This is a genomic window from Pseudomonas fluorescens NCIMB 11764, from assembly GCF_000293885.2.
Lineage (GTDB): Bacteria > Pseudomonadota > Gammaproteobacteria > Pseudomonadales > Pseudomonadaceae > Aquipseudomonas > Aquipseudomonas fluorescens_B.
This window is the reverse complement of sequence record NZ_CP010945.1, coordinates 5,277,209-5,298,411: the sequence shown is the minus strand read 5'-3', so window position 1 is coordinate 5,298,411 and position 21,203 is coordinate 5,277,209. Positions and strand designations below refer to the sequence as shown.

Sequence of the window (21,203 nt, the reverse complement as noted above, 5' to 3'; positions counted from 1 at the left end):
GTTGACTGGGCTCGCAACAAGGTAGTGAACATAATAATTAACAGCTAATAGGTGCATCATGTCGGTCCCTCTGCGTACCGTTCAACTCAACGAAGCAAACGCATTCCTTAAGAAATATCCTGAGGTTTTGTACGTCGACCTTCTGATTGCGGATATGAACGGTGTGGTGCGCGGCAAGCGCATCGAACGCACCAGTCTTCATAAGGTTTACGAAAAAGGCATCAACCTCCCGGCGTCGCTGTTTGCCCTGGACATCAACGGTTCTACGGTGGAAAGCACCGGCCTGGGTCTGGACATCGGTGACTCGGATCGGATCTGCTACCCCATCCCTGGCACCCTGAGCATCGAACCGTGGCAGAAGCGCCCGACCGCTCAGTTGCTGATGACCATGCACGAACTGGAGGGCGAGGCGTTCTTCGCTGACCCGCGTGAAGTGCTGGCCAATGTGGTGCGCAAGTTCGACGAACTTGGCCTGACCATCTGCGCCGCGTTCGAACTCGAGTTCTACCTGATCGACCAGGACAACGTGAACGGTCGTCCGCAGTCGCCGCGTTCGCCGGTATCGGGCAAGCGTCCGGTGTCGACTCAGGTGTATCTGATCGACGACCTCGACGAATACGTCGATTGCCTGCAAGACATCCTCGAAGGCGCGAAAGAGCAGGGCATTCCTGCCGACGCCATCGTCAAGGAAAGCGCCCCGGCGCAATTCGAAGTGAACCTGCATCACGTCAATGACCCGATCAAGGCCTGCGACTACGCGGTGTTGCTCAAGCGTCTGGTGAAGAACATCGCCTACGACCACGAGATGGACACCACGTTTATGGCCAAGCCGTACCCGGGCCAGGCGGGCAACGGCTTGCACGTGCACATTTCGATTCTCGACAAAGAAGGCAACAACATCTTCGCCAGCGAGGATCCCGAGCAGAACGCCGCGCTGCGACACGCGATCGGCGGTGTGCTCGAGACCCTGCCGGCGCAGATGGCGTTCCTCTGCCCGAACGTCAACTCGTACCGCCGTTTCGGCGCGCAGTTCTACGTGCCGAACTCGCCGAGCTGGGGCATCGACAACCGCACCGTCGCGGTCCGTGTGCCGACCGGTTCGCCGGACTCGGTGCGCATCGAACACCGCGTTGCCGGTGCGGATGCCAACCCGTACTTGCTGATGGCCTCGGTGCTGGCCGGTATTCACCACGGCCTGACCAACCAGATCGAGCCGGGTGCTCCGGTGGAAGGCAACAGCTACGAGCAAAACGAACAAAGCCTGCCGAACAACCTGCGCGATGCGCTGCGCGAACTGGACGACAGCGAAGTCATGGCCAAATACATCGACCCGCTGTACATCGACGTATTCGTGGCGTGCAAGGAAAGCGAGCTGGCCGAGTTCGAGAACTCCATCTCGGACCTTGAGTACAACTGGTATCTGCACACCGTTTGATGGGCTGACATTCAACCTGTGGCGAGGGAGCTTGCTCCCGCTGGAGGCCGAAGGACTCCCTTTTGGGGTCGCTTCGCAACCCAGCGGGAGCAAGCTCCCTCGCCACAGGGTACTCATCGCTCATCCCATCGGTTAACACGACCCCCTATTCCTCTGCGTCGAGTCACAACAATGACAAACACTCGCAGCGACTGGGAACAACGCTTCCAGTCCCTGACCATCGAAAGCCGCGCCTTCATCGATGGCCAATACCGCGCCGCCCTCAGCGGTGACACCTTCGAATGCATCAGCCCGGTCGACGGCCGTTTCCTGGCCAACGTTGCCAGCACCGACGAAGCCGACGCCAACGAAGCCGTGGCCGTCGCGCGCCGCACCTTCGAATCCGGCATCTGGGCGCGTTTGGCGCCCGCAGAGCGAAAGCGCATTTTGATTCGCTTCGCGGATTTGATCCTGGCCAACCAGGAAGAACTCGCCCTGCTCGAAACCCTCGACATGGGCAAGCCGATCAACGATTCGATGAACATCGACATCCCGGCGACCGCCAACGCGATCCGCTGGAGCGCCGAAGCCATTGACAAGATCTACGACGAAGTCGCCGCCACGCCGCACGATCAACTCGGCCTCATCACCCGCGAACCCGCCGGTGTGGTCGCCGCCATCGTGCCGTGGAACTTCCCGTTGATCATGGCCAGCTGGAAGTTCGCCCCGGCCCTGGCGGCGGGCAACTCGTTTATCTTGAAGCCTTCGGAAAAGTCGCCACTGACCGCGATCCGCATCGCTCAGCTGGCGCTGGACGCCGGCATTCCGAAAGGGGTGTTCAACGTCTTGCCGGGCTACGGCCACACCGTCGGCAAGGCGCTGGCGTTGCACATGGACGTCGACGTACTGGCCTTCACCGGCTCGACCGCGATTGCCAAGCAACTGCTGATCTACGCCGGCCAAAGCAACATGAAACGCGTCTGGCTCGAAGCCGGGGGGAAGAGCCCGAACGTGGTGTTCGCCGACGCGCCGGACCTGCGCGCGGCAGCACAAGCAGCGGCCAGCGGGATCGCCTTCAACCAGGGCGAAGTCTGCACCGCCGGTTCGCGGTTGCTGGTCGAGCGTTCGATTCGCGAGCAGTTCATTCCGCTACTGGTGGAAGCGCTGCACGCCTGGAAACCGGGGCATGCTCTCGATCCGCAAACCACCGTCGGCGCGGTCGTCGATCAGCGTCAACTGGACAACGTGCTGCGCTATATCCAGGTCGGCAAAGACCAGGGCGCGCAACTGATCGCGGGGGGCAGCCGCACCCTTGAGGCCACCGGTGGCCTGTACGTGGAACCGGCGATTTTCGACGGCGTGACCAACGCCATGACCATCGCCCGTGAAGAAATCTTCGGCCCGGTGCTGTCGCTGATCACCTTCGACACCGAGGAAGAAGCCTTGACCATCGCCAACGACAGCATCTTCGGCCTGGCTGCAGGCGTCTGGACCAGCAACTTGAGCAAGGCCCACACCTTCGCCCGCGGCTTGCGCGCCGGCAGCGTCTGGGTCAACCAGTACGACGGCGGCGACATGACCGCGCCGTTCGGCGGGTACAAGCAGTCGGGTAACGGTCGGGACAAATCGCTGCACGCGTTCGACAAATACACCGAACTCAAAGCGACCTGGATCAAGCTTTAACACTTCTACAACGGCGGTCGCCGGCACATGCCAGTGGCCATCGGAGAAACCTATGAAACAAACAACACATGTAAACAGCTACTACGCCGCCACCCGCAACTTCACCGGCGACTTCCCGGTGCTGGAGCAAGCGGTGGACTGCGACGTCTGCATCATCGGCGCCGGCTACACCGGTTTGTCCTCGGCGCTGTTCCTTGCCGAAGCCGGCTACAGCGTGACCGTGCTCGAAGCCGCCAAAGTCGGGTTCGGCGCCAGCGGTCGCAACGGCGGCCAACTGGTCAATTCCTACAGCCGCGATGTCGATGTCATCGAAGAACGCTACGGCGACAAGACCGCCGAAGTCCTCGGCAGCATGATCTTCGAAGGCGCCGACATCATCCGTCAGCGCATACAGCACTACGACATCCAGTGCGACTACAAGCCGGGTGGCATCTTCGCCGCGCTGAACAAAAAGCAGCTCAAAGGCCTGGCCGAGCAGAAAAGCAGCTGGGAACGCTACGGCAACAAGAACCTGAAAATGCTCGACGCGGCTGACATCAAGCGCGAAGTCGGTTGCGACAACTACGTCGGCGGCCTGCTCGACATGCAGGGTGGCCACATCCACCCGCTGAACCTGGCCCTCGGCGAAGCCTCGGCCATCATCGGCCTGGGCGGCAAAATCTACGAACAATCGGCGGCGGTGGAAATCACCTACGGCGAACCGATCACCGTGCGCACCGCCAAAGGCCTGGTCCGTGCCAAATACCTGTTGATCGCCGGTAACGCCTACCTGCCGCAGGGTCTCGACAATCGTGTGACCAGCAAAAGCATGCCGTGCGGCTCGCAAATTGTCGTCACCGAACCGTTGTCGGAAAAGGTTGCGCGCAGCCTGATCAAAAACAACTACTGCGTTGAAGACTGCAATTACCTGCTCGACTACTACCGCCTCACCGCCGACAACCGCCTGCTGTACGGCGGCGGAGTGGTCTACGGCGCCCGTGAACCGGACGACATCGAGCAACTGATCAAACCGAAAATCCTCAAGACCTTCCCGCAACTGAAGGACGTGAAGATCGATTACCGCTGGACCGGCAACTTCCTGCTGACCATGTCGCGCATGCCGCAATTCGGCCGCATAGAAAAAAACGCCTACTACATGCAAGGCTACAGCGGCCACGGCGTCACCTGCTCGCACCTGGCCGGCAAACTGATCTCGGAAATGATCCGCGGCGACGCCGAACGCTTCGACGCTTTCGCATCCTTGCCGCATATGCCCATGATCGGTGGCCGCACCTTTCAGGCCCCACTCACCGCCATGGGTGCCGCCTATTACGCGCTGCGCGATCGGTTCGGCATCTAAGCCTGGCTCCCTCGCCACACGATCTAAATGTCCCTGTGGCGAGGGAGCTTGCTCACGCCGGGGGCGGAGCGGCCCGCGCTTTTGGCTTTTTATTCGGCCATTCATCGAACCTGCTGAGCAACACCACCAAACGTGATTTAATACCCGCCTTTCACAATCCTGGGACAGGGAAGCGGTACTTTCGCGGCCAAAAGTCGCCCGCCATCCACCCCCATAACCCTTAAGTTTTCCTCGCATAAGGCTGTCATGGACACGGGCTCACGACTCAAATTAGTACGCGAAAGCTACAAACTCTCCCAGCGCGAGCTGGCCCGGCGTAGCGGCGTCACCAATGCCACCATCTCCCTGATCGAACAGAATCGCGTCAGTCCCTCCGTCAGCTCCCTGAAAAAACTGCTCGAAGGCATACCGATGTCTTTGGCGGATTTCTTTACCTTCGATCAGCCGCCGCGTGAGCACCAATACGTGTTCCGCGCCAATGAACAACCGGATCTTGGGCGTCATGGGCTGCGGTTGTTGCTGATTGGCGCTTCGGTGCCGAGTCGGCAGATGCGGCTTTTGCGGGAGCAGTACGCGCCGGGGGCGAGTTCGGGGGAAGAGCCGATTGTGCACTCGGAAGGGGAGGAGTGTGGGTTGGTTACGCGGGGCACTGTCGAGCTGACAGTTGATGGGCAGGTCAGTGTGCTCAACGCGGGTGACGGCTACTACTTTCCGACGACGTTGCCGCACAAGTTTCGCAATATTGGGGCGGATGAAGCGGAAATCATTAGCGTGAATACACCGGCTAACTTCTGATTTTACCAGGGCTTGATTGCTGTACCCCTAATGGATCGTGTGCGTATGGATGCTCGAACGTTGCGCTACTACCTCCGGGCATGGCCGATGGTCTTTGCCAGTTCAGGTTTTTACTCTGTGATATTGGTGGCGGGGCTGAAGCAAATTTTTGGTGTGGGTGACGCGTATCTCAAGACGGTGGGACTTGCCTCTTTCGTGGTCTTTTGCATTTTCGGCGTGTATTACCTTGCGCCGAGGTTGAAACGGATTGAGTTCGGCGAAGAGGAGCGGTACACGAGTGTGTGGGGGGCGAGGGTAGGGGTTATCGTCGGGGCTTCGATTGGGACCGTTCTCAGTGTTCCGTTCATTGATAAAATCGGGTTTTTGAGTGAGCTGCCGCGGTGGCTTGCGGTAAGTATGCTGTTTGTTGTCTTCGCAATGGCGGTCTTTGTTTTTAGCCACTATGTCTGGAAACCCGGTCGCAGACATTGATTAGCATCGTGACCGTTACACACTCTGCCAGATAAAAGGACTTAACCTCGTGACCACGCCACGCATCCGCGCCCTCGCACTTTGCGTCTTCCACCACGATGGCAAGATACTCGTCAACGAAAGTCGCGACCCCATCACTGAAAAGCCATTTTTCCGTCCGATCGGTGGCGGAATCGAATTCGGTGAAACCAGTGCACAAGCCATTGTGCGAGAAGTACAGGAAGAACTCGGTTTGCCCATCACCGATGTTCACTTGCTTGGTACTCTTGAAAGCCTCTTTACGTATAACGGCATACCGGGACACGAAATCGTGCAGGTCTACGATGCGAAGTTCGTGGATGCCAGCGTCTATGCGTTGCCGCACTTGGACGCTCAAGAAAGCGATGGCGCAGTTTTCGTCGCGAAGTGGCTCCCGTGGGCAAGTTTTACTGAGGACGGGGCGCTGGTTCCTGATGGGCTTTATGAGCTGCTGAAGAAAGTCGCACTGTCGAATTGAGCCATAACCAGCCGGTTTAGGCTGGAACAGGCTTGCTCACATCTTTGGCTGCCGCAACGTTGGACTTCGGTTTACCGGCAGCAGGCCGAGCAGCGGATTTTCCGGGTACAGGTCTGGGCTTGCTGGGGGCTGCGGCTGGCGCCGCTACCGGGCGTACGGTGAGTTCCAGACCAATCGCTGTCATCAGCTTCCTGATTGTCTCAAAGCGCATTTTCGTTCCGCCTTTAAGCACCTTATAAAGGCTTTCGCGGTTGACCCCTGCTTCCTGGGCGACTTTGTTTACGCCAATAGCTTTTGCAACTTCACTCAGCGCATGAACCAGCGCCGTGTCACCCGCCTTCATGCTTTCAGCAATGTAAGCAGCCATTACTTCCGGGCTGTCGAGGAAGCGGGAAGCTTCGTGACGACTTGTGCCAGAAGTGTCGAGATTGAGGATGGGCATATCCTCGGGATTGAATGTCGTTTCGCTCATGTCATTTACCTTTCATGGCATCGAGTATCTGTTTAGCTCGTTTGATGCCTCGCGCCTGATCCGTTTTATCGCTTCCAGTAAGCATCGTGTAGTCGGTCATCCCGGTGCGCACAAAGTAGATTCTGTAGCCAGGACCCACAAAAACCCGCATTAACGCGGGTTTTTGTGTGAAATTCGTTCATTGATTTTTGGGCGTCTCAAACCCACGCTGCTCAATCACCCGAAACACATCACCGACATCCCGGAGCAGGATCAAAGCGATGTTGGTGACGGTGTTGATGTCGTTTTCGGCGTAGTCCGGCAGGCTGGTGCAGGCCATGAGGTTGAGGTATTTGAGGACGGCGTTGAGGCGTTCGCTGACGCAGTTGTGCAGTTCGCAGATGGGGGCGTCGCTGTCGATGAGGAGGACGGGGTAGTCGGTGGCGAATTGGGACATGGGGCTGAAGCGGTGCGGCGGATGCTGAGTGTTCATGGATGTAGTCCGGAAAAGATGAATCAAAATTGCCATTACTGGTTAACCGACGGAGGTCGGCTACGCGGGCCTGGCGGTCTTTGGTGTCTCCTCTTTTGGGCTGCGAATCCCGGTCACCGACAATGGCGGCGAGGAAGGAAACTATAAGCTGCGATTTTGGCGCTCTCAACCGGGCTGTAGGACGCTTTCGCGTTTGTTGTGACAAGGCTGAATGCCACTTTTTAGGGCTTGTCGCGGTGATTCGGGCTGTGTGGAGTGTCGTGGGAAATGGGGGGCAGGGTTTGGGGCCGCTTCGCAGCCCAACGGGGATAAATCCCCTCACCACAAAGGGTGAGTTCCTACGAGATTTTCGGACTTCCGTTTTGAAGTTGAGTGGCCAGAAATGACAAAGCCCCAATCATTGGGGCTTTGTCATTTCAAACTGTGGCATCGCTATTGCGGATCCCCCGACATCATTGTCTAGCCTGCGGCGAATGCGGATTGGGATTGGTGTGTTTCGGGCCGGCCAATGCCCACGCGATCAGCCCGAACAGCGGTACAAACACAATCACCACCATCCATACGAGTTTGTTGCTCGATTTGCCTTCGGCTTTGCGCACTTTGTTGATTGCCCAAAGCTCGACCAGCACAAGAACGGCGGCGAGTACGATCCAGATGGTTTCGGTTTGCATAAGTTGCCCTCCTGATGGTCTTTCAGTTAGGTGGGCAGGGGGCAGTGGGGTTCATTAAATTTTGAGGTTTTGTGGGGGAGGGAGGTGGGCGCACTTTTGCGCCCGCCTGCGATTCCTCTATACCGCGTCGCCAATCATTTCGATGATCCGCGTCCGGGTAGCGTTTGAGGTTGCTCGCGTAGTCCAGGAACAGGTCGAGCTGGATGTCCTTGTTGCCCGGACGCTCCATTAGTGGAGATGTTTGGTGTGGTTGCTAAGCGGTCTCAACTCTTGACCTCCTGGTTCCTGCCGTAGACATCTTCCAGACGCTTGATATCGTCCTCGCCCAGGTAGCTGCCGGTCTGCACTTCGATTACTTCCAACGGGATTTTTCCGGGGTTGGCCAGGCGATGTACCGATGCGATCGGGAGGTAGGTGGACTGGTTTTCAGTGAGCAGGAAGACCTTGTCGTTGCACGTTACCTGGGCGGTGCCGGAGACCACGATCCAGTGTTCGGCACGGTGGTGATGCATTTGCAGGGACAGTTGCGCGCCAGGTTTGACGGTGATGTGCTTGACCTGGTGGCGGATGCCGTTGTCCACCGAGTGGTAACTGCCCCAGGGGCGATACACCGCGCAGTTGTTCTGGGTTTCCGAGCGGTGTTGGGCGTCGAGCGCATTCACCAGTTTTTTCACGTCTTGCACGGTGTCGCGGTGCGCGACCATCAGTGCATCCTCGGTTTCTATCACGACCAGATTTTCCACCCCGAGCAGGGTTACCAGCTTGCTGTTGCCATGCACATAGCAACTGCGGCTGTTGTAGCTGACGACATCGCCCTTGAGCACATTTCCATCGGCGTCCTTGTCGTGCACATCCCATAGCGAGGACCAGCAACCGACATCACTCCAGCCAGCGCTGAGCGGGACGACCCAGGCACGGTTGGTGCGTTCCATCACCGCGTAGTCGATTGAGTTGTCCGGGCAGCATTCGAAGGTGGCCCGATCGATGCTGGTCACGCCTTCGCTGCTCGGGCTGCGCTCCAGGGCGAGCACGCAGTTCTCGTAAATGTCCGGTTCGTGAGTGCGCAGTTCGTCGAGGTAGCGGCTGGCACGGAACAGGAACATGCCGCTGTTCCAGAAGTATTCGCCGGAGCGAACAAATTCGGCGGCGGTCTGCGCGTCGGGTTTCTCGATAAATTGCTCGACCTTGAAAGCACTGGCGCCGGCATCACTGCAGTCGGCCTTGATATAGCCGAAGCCGGTCTCCGGGCGCGTCGCCGGAATGCCGAACAGCACGAGGTTGCCTTTGAGCGCTTCCTCCTGCGCATGTGCCAGTGTGGCGCGCAGGGCGGGGACGTCGCTGATCACATGGTCGGCAGGCAGTACCAGCATGAGCTCGTCGCGGCCTTCGGCAATCAGCTGGAGGGCCGCCAGCGCCACCGCCGGTGCAGTGTTGCGGCCGAAGGGCTCGAGCAGGATCGCTTGCGGCGTGCAGCCGATGGCGGCGAGTTGTTCATTGACGATAAAGCGGTGTTCCACATTGCAGACCACGATCGGCTTGCCGATGCCATCGAACGACAGGCGCTGCAAGGTTTGCTGAAACAGTGATCCTTCGCCGGCCAGGCTCAGGAATTGTTTGGGGTACAACTTGCGCGACAGTGGCCACAACCGCGAACCACTGCCGCCGGACAGAATGACTGGAATCATTTTTTTACCTCCCGCACCTTCATCACTCGGTATGAAGGCGCTTCGCAGAGCGAAGGACTGCCTTCCATTATTTGAAACACAAGCTCAATTCAGAGTGGCCGCATCGGCAGATGCCTTTATTCTTTCTGGTCGGCAAACAGCTGGGTGATGTCGCCGCCCAGACGGTAGTTTTTCATCGGTTCGACCGATTGGCGCCAGCGGTTGGTTGCCGCCGAGCAGGCGTACAGCGCGCAGTAGGGTTCCAGCCAGGCGAACTTGCCATCCTCGTTAAGGTCTTCAAGTTCCTGTTTGTGGCCGGTCTTGCGTTCAAACACGCCTGGATCCTTGATGCCTTCTTCCACCCGCGCCGCCAGACGTCGCATGGCGCCTTGGTTTTCTTCGCGCAGGTCGACGCCGTTGGCTTGGGCGAAGGAGGCGATCATCATCAGCGGTCCCATCGCGTAGTTGTGGTAAGCCAGTGCGCGGGTGTCGCGGCCCAGTTCGTTGGGCAAGTAGCCGTCTGCATCGACCTGGTACGCGCCGATGCGAAACTGCGCGACCGACCAGTCGAACAGGTCGCGTCGATCGACTACGACCGAGGCCGCCATGACGGACCATGCTGCCCAATACTGGTGGTTGTTGAGCCGGTCCAGCGGCTGGTCGCGCCAATCGCGCACCACCTGTTCGGCAACCTTGCCGATCCAGGCTTCGATCGGCCGGGTCTGCGCCTCGCGGCCCTTCAAGGGCTGCGACCGCGAAAACTTGAGCCGCAGATACGCCGAAGAAATACTGCCCAGTGCCCATTTGCGCATCGACTTGCCGGTATGGGTGTAGGTGGTGCTCAGCAGCGCCTGCGCCTTGGCCCAGTCGCCGAGCCAGCTCAGGGTGCAGTCCACATGGCCGGCGCGGCCTTGCCGCAAATAGGCGGCGACCTGTTTGTTGACGCCTTTTTCCAGATCGTTGATATCGCCCGACATCTCTTTGTAGCGTTTGTTGGATTCGGCGTTGAGCTGATCCCGTGCCTTGCCCGAGCCTTCGTATTTGCTGGGGATCAACAGGTCACCGGTATAGGGTTTGGGCGTCGCCGGACAGTCCGGCGCGTCGCCTTTTTTTTCTATGGCCTGCGCGTAATAGCCCTGCGGCGGGCGTAGTTGCGCGCACGCCTGCACGATCGGCCCCATCAGAATGAGGGCCATGCCAACGGCGGCCCAGCGTGCCTGACGCATCAGTTTTCCTCCCTCTGCGCGGTGCGCAGGGACGGTGCCGCGGTGATCGCGGGTTTGACACACAAGCGGGTCGAGAGCGTTCCGGAGGTCATTCCCGGCGGTGGTTGCACGTCCATGGACAGAAACGTCTGATCGTCCCAGTCCCCGTCGCCGCGCAGTTCGAAGGCGAAGCGGCCCTGGGTACTGACCGTCGGCGAACGACTCAAGCTGAGGTTTTCCTGGCGTCCGTTCAGGTAGGTCAGGGTCGCGTTCATCAGGCGTACGCCGGGATCAGAAAAGGTGAGGTCGACCTGATAACGATTGCCCTTGATCGGATACACATTGCCGCCACCGCCGTTGAACAACACCTGATTGCGCCCGCCGTGCAGGGTTGCCTGGCTTTTGAGCAGGGGGGCCTGGTTGTCGCAGCCATCGCTCAGCGCCGCCATCGCCTGCCGGGAGAAGCTGGATTTGCCGAGACCGTCTAGATTGTCGATTTCCCACACCAGCACCGTCGGCGGGGCGTTCTGGAAGTCGTCGCCGAGCAAGTAGGCGATCAACGAATCATCGTAGCCACCGCCCGGTATGCTGAAGTTGCGGACTGGGGTTTCCAGATATTGTTCGAGGAAACCGGCAAAGTTGAACAGCTCGCCGCTGGCGCTGGTGCCGATCAACGCGACCTTGGCCGGGCCCTTGGAATCGCCCTGGGCGTGGGTTTGGTAACGGGTGACATACTGCGCCGCATAGCCGCTGCCACAGATCTGCGCGGCGGCTTTTTGCAGCGTACCCGAGCGTCCGAGCAGGCCCGCCGGCTGGCTGGCGAAGAGCTGATGCGGCAACGCCTTGAGCACATCGTTGCCCTTGAGCGACTGGGCCACCAATTGGGCGCTGCGGTCGGCGCCATAGGGCGTCCAGTTGTGGTCGCCCTTAAAGTAGAAGGGTTGCCCGGCGGGCTGTGGCTCACTCAACAAGGGAGTAAAGTCCGGGGCCGCAATACCCAGGCCGCGCACCCGGTCCAGGGTTTGCAGGTAGTTCAGCCGGGCGCTGGCCTGATCGAAGCTGGCCAGTTCCAGCGGCGTCAGGCGGTCGGCGTGCAGCATGCCGCGACTGGGCGGCATCACCAGCACCAGTTCGACCCCGCGCTGGGCGAGCCCGTCGCGCAGGCGCTTGAGGGTGTTGTAACCGCTCTCGTCGAGGCCGAAGTCGGTGCGAAAATCACTGCGGGTGCGAAACAGCCACTGGTCCTTGGCCTCCACCAGCGTCGCGTAGTTTTTCAGCTCCGGTGGTTCGTAATACATTGCCTGCGCCGCTTGCGGGCACAGCTGACAGCAGGCCTCGGCCGTGTAATTCGGCAGTGCCTGTGCCCCCATCGACATGGACAGCAAGGTCACAGCGGCAAATCCATGAAGGGTGTTCATCGGAAGGCTCCTCACAGTGTCACGGGCAGAATCAGTGCGGCGGCATGGCGGCGCAGGAGGATGTCCATCAGGTCGCCCTGGACCTCTCCCAGCAAACCGGTGAAGGCCAGGCCGTCCTGTTTCTGTGGCGCCAGAAAGGTCAAGTCATAGAGTTCCAGGCGCGAGGGTGAAAACACGGCGATTGGGCTGGAACCGTTGCCGATCAGCTTGCCGCCGACCACGGTGAGCGACAGTTTTTCTTCGTAGGGGTCTTCCTTCAGGTCGCGGTCGCTGCCACGCAAATCCTTGATGTGGCCATAGATCCCGGTCAGGGCATTGGCCATCAGTTCGTTTTCATAAAGCCGCACGCCGGTGCTGTTGCGTACCCGGATGCCGTGCCGGTCATTGTCCGCCGCACGGTTGCGCCACATCAGGTTATTGCCGCTCTCATACAGGGTGATGCCGTCGGAGCGGTTTTTGTAGGTTTCGTTATAGGCCAGCAGGTTGTTGACGCTGGAACGGTCCAGGACGATGCCGGACAGCTGATTGTTGTAGGTGCGGTTGTAGATGATCCAACTGTCGTTGACCTCTCGCGAAAGGATGATGCCGTGTTTCTTGTGGGTATCGAAGACATCGTTATGGGCAATGATCAGACGACGCGAACGGTCGTGCGGGTCGATGCCATACACGATATTCGCGCGAAAGGTGTTGCGCAGAATCACCACGTCGTCGGCCTCGTAGCAATAGAAGCCGAAATAGTTGTCGACGAACTGCGAGTTGATCAGCCAGCCGGTCGGTTTTTTGCGCTTCATCTTCGGTGCCATGCTCGGGCTGTACTGGGAAATACTCACCCCGTAGCTCTTGCTCTCGGTGTAGCCGAAACTGGTGATGGTGCTGTTGACGATGTAGGTCTCGGTGCCGCCCCAGGAGATGAGAAACGGCCGAAACGTTTCCTCTTTTTTGAACCAGGCCGGGCTGTCGTCTTTCTCGCTCCAGGCGCTGACCTTGGTGTCGGTAATGAACAGCTTGCCGTCATTGACCAGGAAGGAACCGCCGTCCTGGGACAAGCGCAATTCCTTGACCGACTTGTCGATATGCAGGGTTGCGCCGGGACGAATGACGATCGGCAGGCGCGCGAGGAACACCCCCGGCGCGGTTTCGCGCAAGGCGGACTGTGGCAGGCTGCGCGCCAGTTGCGTCAGGCTCATGTAGCCGCGATCGATGAAGATCGCCACGGGCATTTGCTTCTGGCGCACCACCCATTCCTTGAAGCGATCCTCGCCGCCGATAAACTCGTCGAGCGCGTTTTCCTTGATCATCGGCTGGATCAAGGCACGGCCGGCGGGCTTGTAGGCAATTTTCGCGGCGACTGCCTCGGCGGTATAGCCGGACAAGTCGGGCATTTTCGGTTCCTTGATCAGCAACGGTTTCCCTGGTGTCTCGCTGATGGTATAGCGCGGTATCAGGATGTCACCCGCCGCATTGGCGCCTGCCGTCTGCATCAACAGCATGGCGGCGAGCAACAGTCCTATCTTGACGACACGGTCCATAAGTCTCACTCATCAAAAATGCAGCCTGGTGTGTTCAATGTGCCGTTGCCAGCGATGGCGTCACCGCGGGCAACCACCGGGTCCTAGATTTTCCAGACGAAATCAATGAATGCCCGGTGCATGCTCGAATCGGTGTCATTGGCGTAGGCGTCACCGGGGAAGAACACACCCAGACGCAAGCGGATCAGTGCCGAGGGTTCGTCGACCCAATCCACCATGCTCGCGGGCAACAGGCCTTGTTTGAAGTACTTGGTCATGACCAGATCGACTTCCTGGCCCAGGTCCTTCTCGCCGTCTACCAGCGCTGCATTGACGATCCCGTCGTCGCCGGTTTGCTGTTCGTCGTCGACCCGCCAGAAGCGGTGGTAGACGAGGCTGGCGTCGTAGTCCTCGCGCATCTGCCAGGAGCCGAACAGCGTCGCCGTCTGAAGGTTGCTCAGTTCACCGCGAAAAGCTTCACCGAAGCGGTGTACGCGCGAACGCGTGCCGGTGAAGTTCGAGCGGTTGCTCTGCAGGCCGGTTTGCTGGTACTGGTTTTCCTGATCGTTGCCACCGCCGTCGCCGCGAGCGGCGGCGGCACCGACACGCCAGCTTTCATCGATGTTCCAGCGCAGGCCCAGGTCCGCCGCCCAGGCGTTGACATCGCCACTGGTGTGCCCCGTCGCGATTCGATCGCCGACGGGGTCGATCACGTTGGTGAGGTTGTCGCGATCACCGGTCAGCCAGGTCGCGGAGGCCCAGTAATTGAGCGGCATCGTCGAGCGGTAGTTGTAGCCGTCACCGTTCGCCTCGAGACCGACCCAGGTCAGGCTGCCGGTGTTGGTCTTGTCGAGCGTATCGACCTGCTCGCCGGGATCGGGCAGGCTGCCGCTGTCCTCTGAGTGATGGACACGCAGGCCTACCCAGTTATTGGGCGTCCATTGTGTGGAGATGTCGGTGAAGACGTGGGAACGGTCTTCATCTTCGGGCGCCAGGTCGTCGAAATCGGTGCGATAGTCGGAAAAGCGTTGGGCGGCGCCGAGGTGGGTGCGCAGCAGCGTGGTTTCGAAGGTCCAGTTGAGCGCTTCGATGTTGGTGTCCATCCACTCGCCACTGTCCTCACGCAGACGCTGGCGTCCCAAGCGCAGATGCTCGCCCGGATAGGCCGTGATGCCTTGATAATCAACCCAGAACTCGCGAAGCGCCAGGTAGCTGTCATCCGCTTCGCGGGTGTTGTTTTGGTCGGCGCCGTTGTTCACCGTATCGGTGTCGATGGTGTCGGTCGCCGCCACCGCCTGCGCCATCGTATAGGCGCTCCAGTTACCCCATTGGCCAAAGGCCCAGGGGCGCAAGTCGATGCCTATATCGTTGAGGGTGCCACCGGATGCCGTGCCAAGGTCCCGGTCGTCCTGCGACTCACCGGTAATCTTCACATCCAGGCCGAAATTTTTCGGCGCCCCTTCCGCCGCCAGCACCAGACCGGAGCTGCACATCAGCGAAACTCCCAGACCACAACCAGCCAACAATGCTTGCTTCATAGTAAGTCCTGTGCATCTTCCGGAGTTTGCAGCCTGGCTAAAGCCGCGCCCGTCAGACGGGCCTGGGCTTCTTCCTCAAGCATGGGTTGCGCGATTTTCCTCTCTGCCGGGGTCATTCCCGACTGCACGGCCAACAGCACTGGCCCTGCATTGACCACGCCCTGGCGTTGTGCGAGTTGCGCAAAGACAAAAGCGTTGATCCGATTGACCTTGACCCCGCGGGCTTCGGAAAACATGTGGGCCAGGGCCAAATCGGCGTTGGGCGAGCCATTGCGGGCTGCGAGCAGAAAATGTTGCAGTGCTTTCTGAGGTTCGACCTGGCCCAGGTAACCGCGCCGGTACAACTGGCCCAGATAGTAATGCGCCTTGAATTCACCGGCCGCGGCCGCCTTGAGCAAGTGTTCTTGCGCCAAGCGCGGATCTTGCGGCAACCATTTGCCGAGGTAATACAGCCGCCCGGTCAGCAGTTCCGCCCGTGGATCGCGCGCTTCGCGCCCGCGCTGCAAGGCCGAGAGTAATTGCGGCGCATCGCCTTGGGCGGGGTAGTCGTCGATCAACCGAGCCAGACTGGTCCAGGCCGGCGGATACTCCGGTGCCAGTTCCTCGAGCAGGCGCTTGGCGCTTTGCGGGTCGGCCTGGCCTTCGAGGGCCGGCGATGACAGCACGCGCGCCACCGATTCGACCCGCAAGGGCGCTACTTGTTTCCGGTGCCAAGCCTGGCGCAACTGCACCAACAAGTCCGCTTGCGCCTTGGGCTGGGCGCGCATACGGTTGATGAGGGCCAGCTCGACATAACAGGCATGGAGTACCTCCAGCCGCACCCGGCACATCTGTTCGATCTGCAGCACGTGAGCGTTATAGGTGCCTTGATTGCGGTAAATCAGAATCTGCGCCAGATCCACCCCGACAATGCCCTTGGCACGCCAGCTGTCGACCTTTTGTTGTGGATCCACGCCAGGCGTCAGTTGCGGGTAACCCAGGTACAAAACCGTCAGCGGCACCACCGCACTGAATTCGCCGTTATCCAGCGCGCCTTCCAACAATTGCCGGGCCTCCTGCACTTGCCGGGGATTAGTCGGCCCCTTACGTAGCAACAAGCGGCCCAGACGTGACTGCGCCTTGGCCGATGTCGGCGCGGCTCGCCGGTACAAGGCTTCAGCCTCTTTCAGGCTTGCCGGGTCACCCACCGAGGCGGTCAAGTCGCCCATCCCGGCCTGTGAGTCGGCATAGCCATCCTTGGCCAGGGGCGCGTAGTTAGTGCGAGCCGTCTCGTAATCGCCGCGGGCCATGGCCTCGCGCGCCAACCCTTGATCGGGCAGGGTTCCGCAACCGTGGATCATCGTCAGAACCGCGGCCAGCGCAGACAACCGCAGCCCGGATCGCCCTGCGCCGTTCATTTTCCGGCCGCCATGACTTTATTTTCCCAGGTGTTCTTCATCCAGGTACTGGCCGCCGAGGCATTTTGCACCCAGGTATTGCCCTGCAGGTCTTCGATACTGACCTCCACCGGCCGCCCGGCCTGATCGGTTTGCAACGGGCTGTCAGGCTCAATGGTGACCCGCAGGTCGGAGGCCAGGCCGCCGTTGTCCAGCGCTACCGCGGTGATTTTGCCGGTGCGTGGCTGTGCTTCTCCGATCAGTTGGAAGCTCACTGCCTTACCGGGCTGGATCTTGGCGAAATTCTTGTAGGGGAAGCGCGCCTCGATAGTTGCCACACCGTCGATCGGCATCAACTCGTACACCGTAGTGCCCTTGCCGACGACCTGGCCATCCGGCACCAGTTGCGACACCACCCGGCAATCGCATGGGCTGGTCAGCGAACCTTGCAGGGTTCGGCTGAACAGGCGTTCAAGATTTTCCGGCGTCGCCTGTCCGGGCGGCAGGTTGCCTTTCATCACATCCAGCAACGAGGCGGAAAAGGTCGCCAGCGGGGCCCCCTTGGCCACTACTGAGCCCACTTTGACTAACGAATGGACGCTGCCGTCGCGCGGCAGACCGATCAACTGACCGGGCACATTGACCCGCGCCGATTCGGCATGAGTGATGAAGTAAATGCCATACAACTGGTGCGCCACATAAGCAAAGGCAGCCAGTCCCACCAGGAACATCAGCAGGCTGACTGTGGTCGCCCGCACGCGAGCGAACACACCCATGCCGCTGCCGCTTTCGTGCTTTCGCGGCTTGGCGAAATTGTCGCGCTGCTGGGTCGCGAGCATGTCACCCAGGCGGACCACTCCACCCGAAAGGTAAGAGGTGATCACGTAACGCAAGGCGGAGATGGCACGCGGATGCAGGTTGTGGAACTCGCAACCTATCCGCTGCCCCTCGTCGTTAATCGAGCGCACCACAAACTCCACGTCGATGGCGAACCCTAGTGCATCGACCTGGAACACCAGTTTGCCTTTGTGATGCCGGCCAACGATCAGCGATGTGCCCGGTTGACTGAGGCTGAAGCCGCCGGCCGACAAGTCGACCAGCTCGCAATCGAATGCCTCCCGGTCGGGCCCATGAAACTTGATCCTCGCCGGTAGAGTCAGACGCGCATGCTGACGCTGCACCTCCGACTCGTGCACGACATTGTCATCAACAGCAACAAAAGCTGTGTTCATATCGCGTTCCTTCCCATCGATTGAGTCCGATCCGGCACGGCCTGCCGACTGCCCTGACACCTGCGCTACACAATCCACATCAGCAGCGCGCAAAACACGCTGCCGGCCGAAAACGTCATGGTCCGCGACGACCAAGTATTGAACCAGCGCTGATAGCTCGCCAGCCCGCGATCCAGTTTGGTTTTCTGGCGTGTCCACGATTGCTGGTCGAGGCGGAAGAACACATAAATCTTCACCATGGCGCCGACCAACTGGTTGTAATAGAGAATCACTGGGTAAGCCGGCCCGACCGGGTGCCCCGAGGCCAGCAACAGAAGACTGAGGATCAGGCGAGTCACGCCGATCCAGAGCACATAGATCATCAGGTAGGCGATGCTGTATTTGAGGCTGGCAATGATCGCCACCGATGGCCCGAGCAGGCTGGCCCACATCGATATGCGTTGGTCGAGCAGCACCAGCGAGGTGAACCAGCCCAACCGCCGCACGCCCAGGTGCAGGGCCCGCGAGTTCTGCCGCAGGTTGTTGCCATACCAACGGAACATCAGCTTGCGGCTGGCCTTGAAGAAGTTTTTTTCCGGGGGATGCTCGACGGTGTTGATTGCTGCATCGGGCACATAAAAGGTGTCGTAGCCCAGCCGCATCAAGCTGTACCAGCTGGACTTGTCATCCCCGGTCAAAAAGCGGAAACGGCCCAGACGCCAGTGCTGCAGATAATCGCGCTCGACGTCCTGGATAAAACCGGGATCGGTCACCACCTGGGCGCGGAACACCGACATCCGCCCGGTCATTGTCAGTACTCGTTTACCCAGTGCCATCGAGCACATATTGATGTGCCGCTGGGCGAACCGCAGCTTGTGCCATTCGCTCATCAGGTAGCTGCCGCGTACCTCGCAGAACTCATTGGTGGTCAGCCCGCCGACGTTTGGAAACAGCCTGAACCAGGGTACGGTCTTGCGCACCAGTCCGGGTGAAAGCACGGTGTCGCCATCGACCACCGCCACCACCGCGTCGGCATCCGGCACATGCCGGGAGATCGCCCGAAAACCATGGGCAAGGCCATCGCGCTTCCCCGTGCCGGGAATCCGTACAAAGCTCAGCTTGACCCGTTCCGGTGGGGTATAGCTGTCCCAGAGCGCTTTGATCAGCAATTCATCGGCGAGCTCGACGATGGAACAGACCACCGTGGTCGGATAGCCACAGCCGATGGCCTCTTCGATCACCGAGCGGTACACCTGCGCCGTGGTCAGCGCCTCGATACGAAAACTGGTGACCAGTAAAAACACGTGGGACGGATCGGCACTGCTGCCAAGCCGGGTGACTTTGCGTCTGTAGTAAGGGAACACCAGATAAAGGAACAGCAAGCCCCGAAGGTAATGGACAGCGCCCATCGAATACCGCCAGATACCGACCGCCCCCAGCAACAGGAGAAAGTCCCTGGATTGCGGATCGAACACTGAGCGCGGCAACAACAGTGCAAGCGCCATCAGCGCGGCGCCGTAAAACAGCCACCCCGCAGCGTCGCGCAAATAATCCCTGGAATCAGCCATACCTGTGACCCCTGTTCGATAACCCCCGAGTCGCTCGGGGGGCAGCCCAGCGCCGCACTTACCAGCAAATACCCTCGAGCCGATCGTCACTGGTGTGTTGCATGAAGCCCACCAGGTCAACCACCTGCTTGCCTTCGGGCACATCAAGCGCAATGGCTTTGAAGGACTCGTCACCGTTACCCAGCACAATCACATCCGCCTCCTCGATCACCTTCGTCAGGTCGGCTTGCAACAGCGAAGCCAGGTGCGGAATCTTCGATTCGATGTATTCCTTGTTGGCCCCATAGATACGTGCGTATTCAACATTGCGATCGAAGATATGCAGGTCGTAGCCCTTGCCGATCAACATTTCGGCCAACTCGACCAGTGGACTTTCGCGCAGGTCATCGGTGCCCGCCTTGAAGCTCAGGCCGAGCAGGGCGATACGCCGTTTGCCGTAACTGGTGATGATGTCGAAGGCTCTTTGTACCTGCGCCGCGTTGCTGCGCATGATCGAGGCCAGTAGCGGGTGCTCGACATCCAGTTGCCCGGCGCGATAGTTCAACGCACGCACATCCTTGGGCAGGCAGGAACCGCCGAACGCGAAACCGGGGCGCATGTAATAACGCGACAGGTTGAGTTTGGTGTCCTGGCAGACCACGTCCATCACATCGCGACCGTCCACGCCGACGGCCTTCGCGATATTGCCGATCTCATTGGCGAAGGTCACTTTTGTCGCGTGCCAGACATTGCAGGTGTACTTGATCATCTCCGCCACTTCGATGCTCCTGCGCAGGAGCGGCGCGTCCAGCTCCTGGTAGAGTGCGACGAGCATGTCACCGCTGCGCTGGTCGAACTCACCGATCACGGTCATGGGCGGGCAGTTGTAATCCTTGATTGCAGTACTTTCGCGCAGGAACTCCGGGTTGATCGCCACGCCGAAGTCGACCCCGGCCTTCTTGCCGGAACAGTCTTCAAGAATCGGGATGACCACGTTCTTCACGGTGCCCGGCAGCACAGTGCTGCGCACCACCACCGTATGCCAACTGTCCTTGGTATGCAGGGCTTCACCGATCTCGCGGCAGACCGACTCGATGTAGACCAGATCCAGATCGCCGTTCTTCTTGCAGGGCGTAGCGACGGCGATGAACGACATATCCGTGTCCATCACGGACGCTTTTACATTACTGGTACCCCGCAGCCGCCCAAAATGTACCCCCTGCTCGAGCAGAGCCTCCAGGCCTGGCTCGACGATGGGCGACTTGCCCTGATTGATCAGGTCGATTTTTACCTGAGAGATATCCACCCCGATTACGTCATGACCGCGAGCACAGAGACAGCCCGCGCATACAGCGCCCACATACCCCAAACCAAATATGCTGATACGCATCGGTGAGTTCCCCGTATACCTTGATTCCGAAATGCCATCGACATGCCGCGGAGACCGACAGTTACTCTGCCGGACGAACTAAGCGGCTGTTTTGTATGGCGTGATCCGTGACCCGTACTTGCAGATTTGAGAGTGTAGACAAACATATCAAAAGCACTGTCATTTTTTTTAACAGAAATTTCGAACATTTTTTGTGAACACTATAACTATTAGGATTCCAAAAGAGCGTGCCAAAGCAACAGCCATTTATCGAAAAATAAATTTCAATTAAAACAGGTAGATAGATGATTTATGGCGATTAGTAATAAGAATGGAATGTGAATTTTTGCACCAAAAACAGGCGGTCAATTACATTGGTTTTCCGATGAGCACTGACGCGGTGCAACGCCAGCGTTACAACTTTTTTATCATGTCTTTTGAATTTTTCTTATTGTGTAAAGTTGCTGAGACATGTCAATTTTTGAATGTCTGTTTTATTGGCGCTTGTGTAAGGCGTCATAGTAAAAACATTGGAACTACAGAAAATGATCACG

General features: G+C 59.2%; 18 protein-coding genes and 1 pseudogene. 6 read left to right on the top strand and 13 right to left on the bottom strand.

The genetic code is table 11. From position 1 onward, the window contains the following. Positions 1–58: 58 nt before the first annotated feature. The 6 genes from B723_RS24010 to B723_RS23985 all read left to right on the top strand — a co-directional run bounded on the left by B723_RS24010 (position 59) and on the right by B723_RS23985 (position 6,198). Positions 59–1,435 (top strand): glutamine synthetase family protein, encoded by a 1,377-nt coding sequence (locus tag B723_RS24010; RefSeq protein WP_017338193.1) that lies wholly within the window; start codon positions 59–61, stop codon positions 1,433–1,435. Between the two features lie 171 nt (positions 1,436–1,606). Further along, the gene (locus tag B723_RS24005; protein WP_017338194.1) at positions 1,607–3,097 is read left to right on the top strand and encodes an aldehyde dehydrogenase; all 1,491 of its coding nucleotides are present in this window, start codon (positions 1,607–1,609) and stop codon (positions 3,095–3,097) included. Positions 3,098–3,149: 52 nt separating this feature from the next. Continuing rightward, positions 3,150–4,436: an NAD(P)/FAD-dependent oxidoreductase gene (locus tag B723_RS24000; protein ID WP_017338195.1), complete on the top strand. Its 1,287-nt coding sequence runs from the start codon at positions 3,150–3,152 to the stop codon at positions 4,434–4,436. 246 nt (positions 4,437–4,682) lie between these two features. Beyond that, the gene (locus B723_RS23995; protein ID WP_017338196.1) at positions 4,683–5,231 is read left to right on the top strand and encodes a cupin domain-containing protein; all 549 of its coding nucleotides are present in this window, start codon (positions 4,683–4,685) and stop codon (positions 5,229–5,231) included. 45 nt (positions 5,232–5,276) lie between these two features. Further along, positions 5,277–5,702, top strand: coding sequence for a hypothetical protein (locus B723_RS23990; protein WP_017338197.1), 426 nt, complete (start codon positions 5,277–5,279; stop codon positions 5,700–5,702). Between the two features lie 49 nt (positions 5,703–5,751). Continuing rightward, positions 5,752–6,198, top strand: coding sequence for an NUDIX hydrolase (locus B723_RS23985; protein ID WP_017338198.1), 447 nt, complete (start codon positions 5,752–5,754; stop codon positions 6,196–6,198). Positions 6,199–6,214: 16 nt separating this feature from the next. Here B723_RS23985 and B723_RS23980 read toward each other — a convergent pair whose 3' ends face one another. The 13 genes and pseudogenes from B723_RS23980 to B723_RS23920 form a co-directional block, all read right to left on the bottom strand. Next, positions 6,215–6,670: an addiction module antidote protein gene (locus B723_RS23980; protein ID WP_017338199.1), complete on the bottom strand. Its 456-nt coding sequence runs from the start codon at positions 6,668–6,670 to the stop codon at positions 6,215–6,217. Between the two features lies 1 nt (position 6,671). Continuing rightward, positions 6,672–6,821, bottom strand: a pseudogene (locus tag B723_RS33800) (type II toxin-antitoxin system RelE/ParE family toxin); the annotation flags it as partial. A gap of 27 nt (positions 6,822–6,848) precedes the next feature. After that, complete coding sequence (locus B723_RS23970; RefSeq protein WP_017338201.1) at positions 6,849–7,142, bottom strand: hypothetical protein; 294 nt, start codon at positions 7,140–7,142, stop codon at positions 6,849–6,851. A 452-nt stretch (positions 7,143–7,594) separates the two neighbouring features. Next, the gene (locus tag B723_RS23965; protein WP_017338202.1) at positions 7,595–7,813 is read right to left on the bottom strand and encodes a PLD nuclease N-terminal domain-containing protein; all 219 of its coding nucleotides are present in this window, start codon (positions 7,811–7,813) and stop codon (positions 7,595–7,597) included. Positions 7,814–8,076: 263 nt separating this feature from the next. After that, positions 8,077–9,498, bottom strand: coding sequence for a mannose-1-phosphate guanylyltransferase/mannose-6-phosphate isomerase (locus B723_RS23960; protein WP_017338203.1), 1,422 nt, complete (start codon positions 9,496–9,498; stop codon positions 8,077–8,079). Positions 9,499–9,614: 116 nt separating this feature from the next. Then, on the bottom strand, positions 9,615–10,703 hold the full coding sequence (locus B723_RS23955) for a mannuronate-specific alginate lyase (protein ID WP_017338204.1): 1,089 nt from the start codon (positions 10,701–10,703) through the stop codon (positions 9,615–9,617). After that, a complete protein-coding gene (locus tag B723_RS23950; protein WP_017338205.1) occupies positions 10,703–12,100 on the bottom strand; it encodes an alginate O-acetyltransferase AlgX-related protein in 1,398 nt (465 codons plus the stop codon). The genes B723_RS23955 and B723_RS23950 overlap by 1 nt, the downstream gene beginning before the upstream one ends. Before the next feature lie 11 nt (positions 12,101–12,111). Continuing rightward, the gene (gene algG / locus B723_RS23945; protein ID WP_017338206.1) at positions 12,112–13,629 is read right to left on the bottom strand and encodes a mannuronan 5-epimerase AlgG; all 1,518 of its coding nucleotides are present in this window, start codon (positions 13,627–13,629) and stop codon (positions 12,112–12,114) included. 83 nt (positions 13,630–13,712) lie between these two features. After that, positions 13,713–15,101, bottom strand: a complete 1,389-nt coding sequence (locus tag B723_RS23940) for an alginate export family protein (RefSeq protein ID WP_238588349.1) — start codon at positions 15,099–15,101, stop codon at positions 13,713–13,715. 41 nt (positions 15,102–15,142) lie between these two features. Next, a complete protein-coding gene (locus B723_RS23935) occupies positions 15,143–16,543 on the bottom strand; it encodes an SEL1-like repeat protein (RefSeq protein WP_017338208.1) in 1,401 nt (466 codons plus the stop codon). After that, positions 16,540–17,754, bottom strand: a complete 1,215-nt coding sequence (locus tag B723_RS23930) for an alginate biosynthesis protein Alg44 (protein ID WP_017338209.1) — start codon at positions 17,752–17,754, stop codon at positions 16,540–16,542. Before B723_RS23930 ends, B723_RS23935 begins: the two co-directional genes overlap by 4 nt. Before the next feature lie 65 nt (positions 17,755–17,819). Beyond that, positions 17,820–19,301, bottom strand: coding sequence for a glycosyltransferase family 2 protein (locus B723_RS23925; RefSeq protein ID WP_017338210.1), 1,482 nt, complete (start codon positions 19,299–19,301; stop codon positions 17,820–17,822). Between the two features lie 58 nt (positions 19,302–19,359). Then, a complete protein-coding gene (locus B723_RS23920) occupies positions 19,360–20,670 on the bottom strand; it encodes a nucleotide sugar dehydrogenase (RefSeq protein ID WP_017338211.1) in 1,311 nt (436 codons plus the stop codon). Positions 20,671–21,203 lie beyond the last annotated feature (533 nt).

Coding starts and splice junctions, on each gene's coding strand:
- B723_RS23980 (WP_017338199.1), bottom strand. CDS start 6,670: ATGAGCGAAACGACATTCAATCCCGAGGATATGCCCATCCTCAATCTC.
- B723_RS23935 (WP_017338208.1), bottom strand. CDS start 16,543: ATGAACGGCGCAGGGCGATCCGGGCTGCGGTTGTCTGCGCTGGCCGCG.
- B723_RS23995 (WP_017338196.1), top strand. CDS start 4,683: ATGGACACGGGCTCACGACTCAAATTAGTACGCGAAAGCTACAAACTC.
- B723_RS24010 (WP_017338193.1), top strand. CDS start 59: ATGTCGGTCCCTCTGCGTACCGTTCAACTCAACGAAGCAAACGCATTC.
- B723_RS23940 (WP_238588349.1), bottom strand. CDS start 15,101: ATGTGCAGCTCCGGTCTGGTGCTGGCGGCGGAAGGGGCGCCGAAAAAT.
- B723_RS23955 (WP_017338204.1), bottom strand. CDS start 10,703: ATGCGTCAGGCACGCTGGGCCGCCGTTGGCATGGCCCTCATTCTGATG.
- B723_RS24005 (WP_017338194.1), top strand. CDS start 1,607: ATGACAAACACTCGCAGCGACTGGGAACAACGCTTCCAGTCCCTGACC.
- B723_RS23950 (WP_017338205.1), bottom strand. CDS start 12,100: ATGAACACCCTTCATGGATTTGCCGCTGTGACCTTGCTGTCCATGTCG.
- B723_RS23970 (WP_017338201.1), bottom strand. CDS start 7,142: ATGAACACTCAGCATCCGCCGCACCGCTTCAGCCCCATGTCCCAATTC.
- B723_RS24000 (WP_017338195.1), top strand. CDS start 3,150: ATGAAACAAACAACACATGTAAACAGCTACTACGCCGCCACCCGCAAC.
- B723_RS23920 (WP_017338211.1), bottom strand. CDS start 20,670: ATGCGTATCAGCATATTTGGTTTGGGGTATGTGGGCGCTGTATGCGCG.
- B723_RS23990 (WP_017338197.1), top strand. CDS start 5,277: ATGGATGCTCGAACGTTGCGCTACTACCTCCGGGCATGGCCGATGGTC.
- algG (WP_017338206.1), bottom strand. CDS start 13,629: ATGGACCGTGTCGTCAAGATAGGACTGTTGCTCGCCGCCATGCTGTTG.
- B723_RS23930 (WP_017338209.1), bottom strand. CDS start 17,754: ATGAACACAGCTTTTGTTGCTGTTGATGACAATGTCGTGCACGAGTCG.
- B723_RS23960 (WP_017338203.1), bottom strand. CDS start 9,498: ATGATTCCAGTCATTCTGTCCGGCGGCAGTGGTTCGCGGTTGTGGCCA.
- B723_RS23925 (WP_017338210.1), bottom strand. CDS start 19,301: ATGGCTGATTCCAGGGATTATTTGCGCGACGCTGCGGGGTGGCTGTTT.
- B723_RS23965 (WP_017338202.1), bottom strand. CDS start 7,813: ATGCAAACCGAAACCATCTGGATCGTACTCGCCGCCGTTCTTGTGCTG.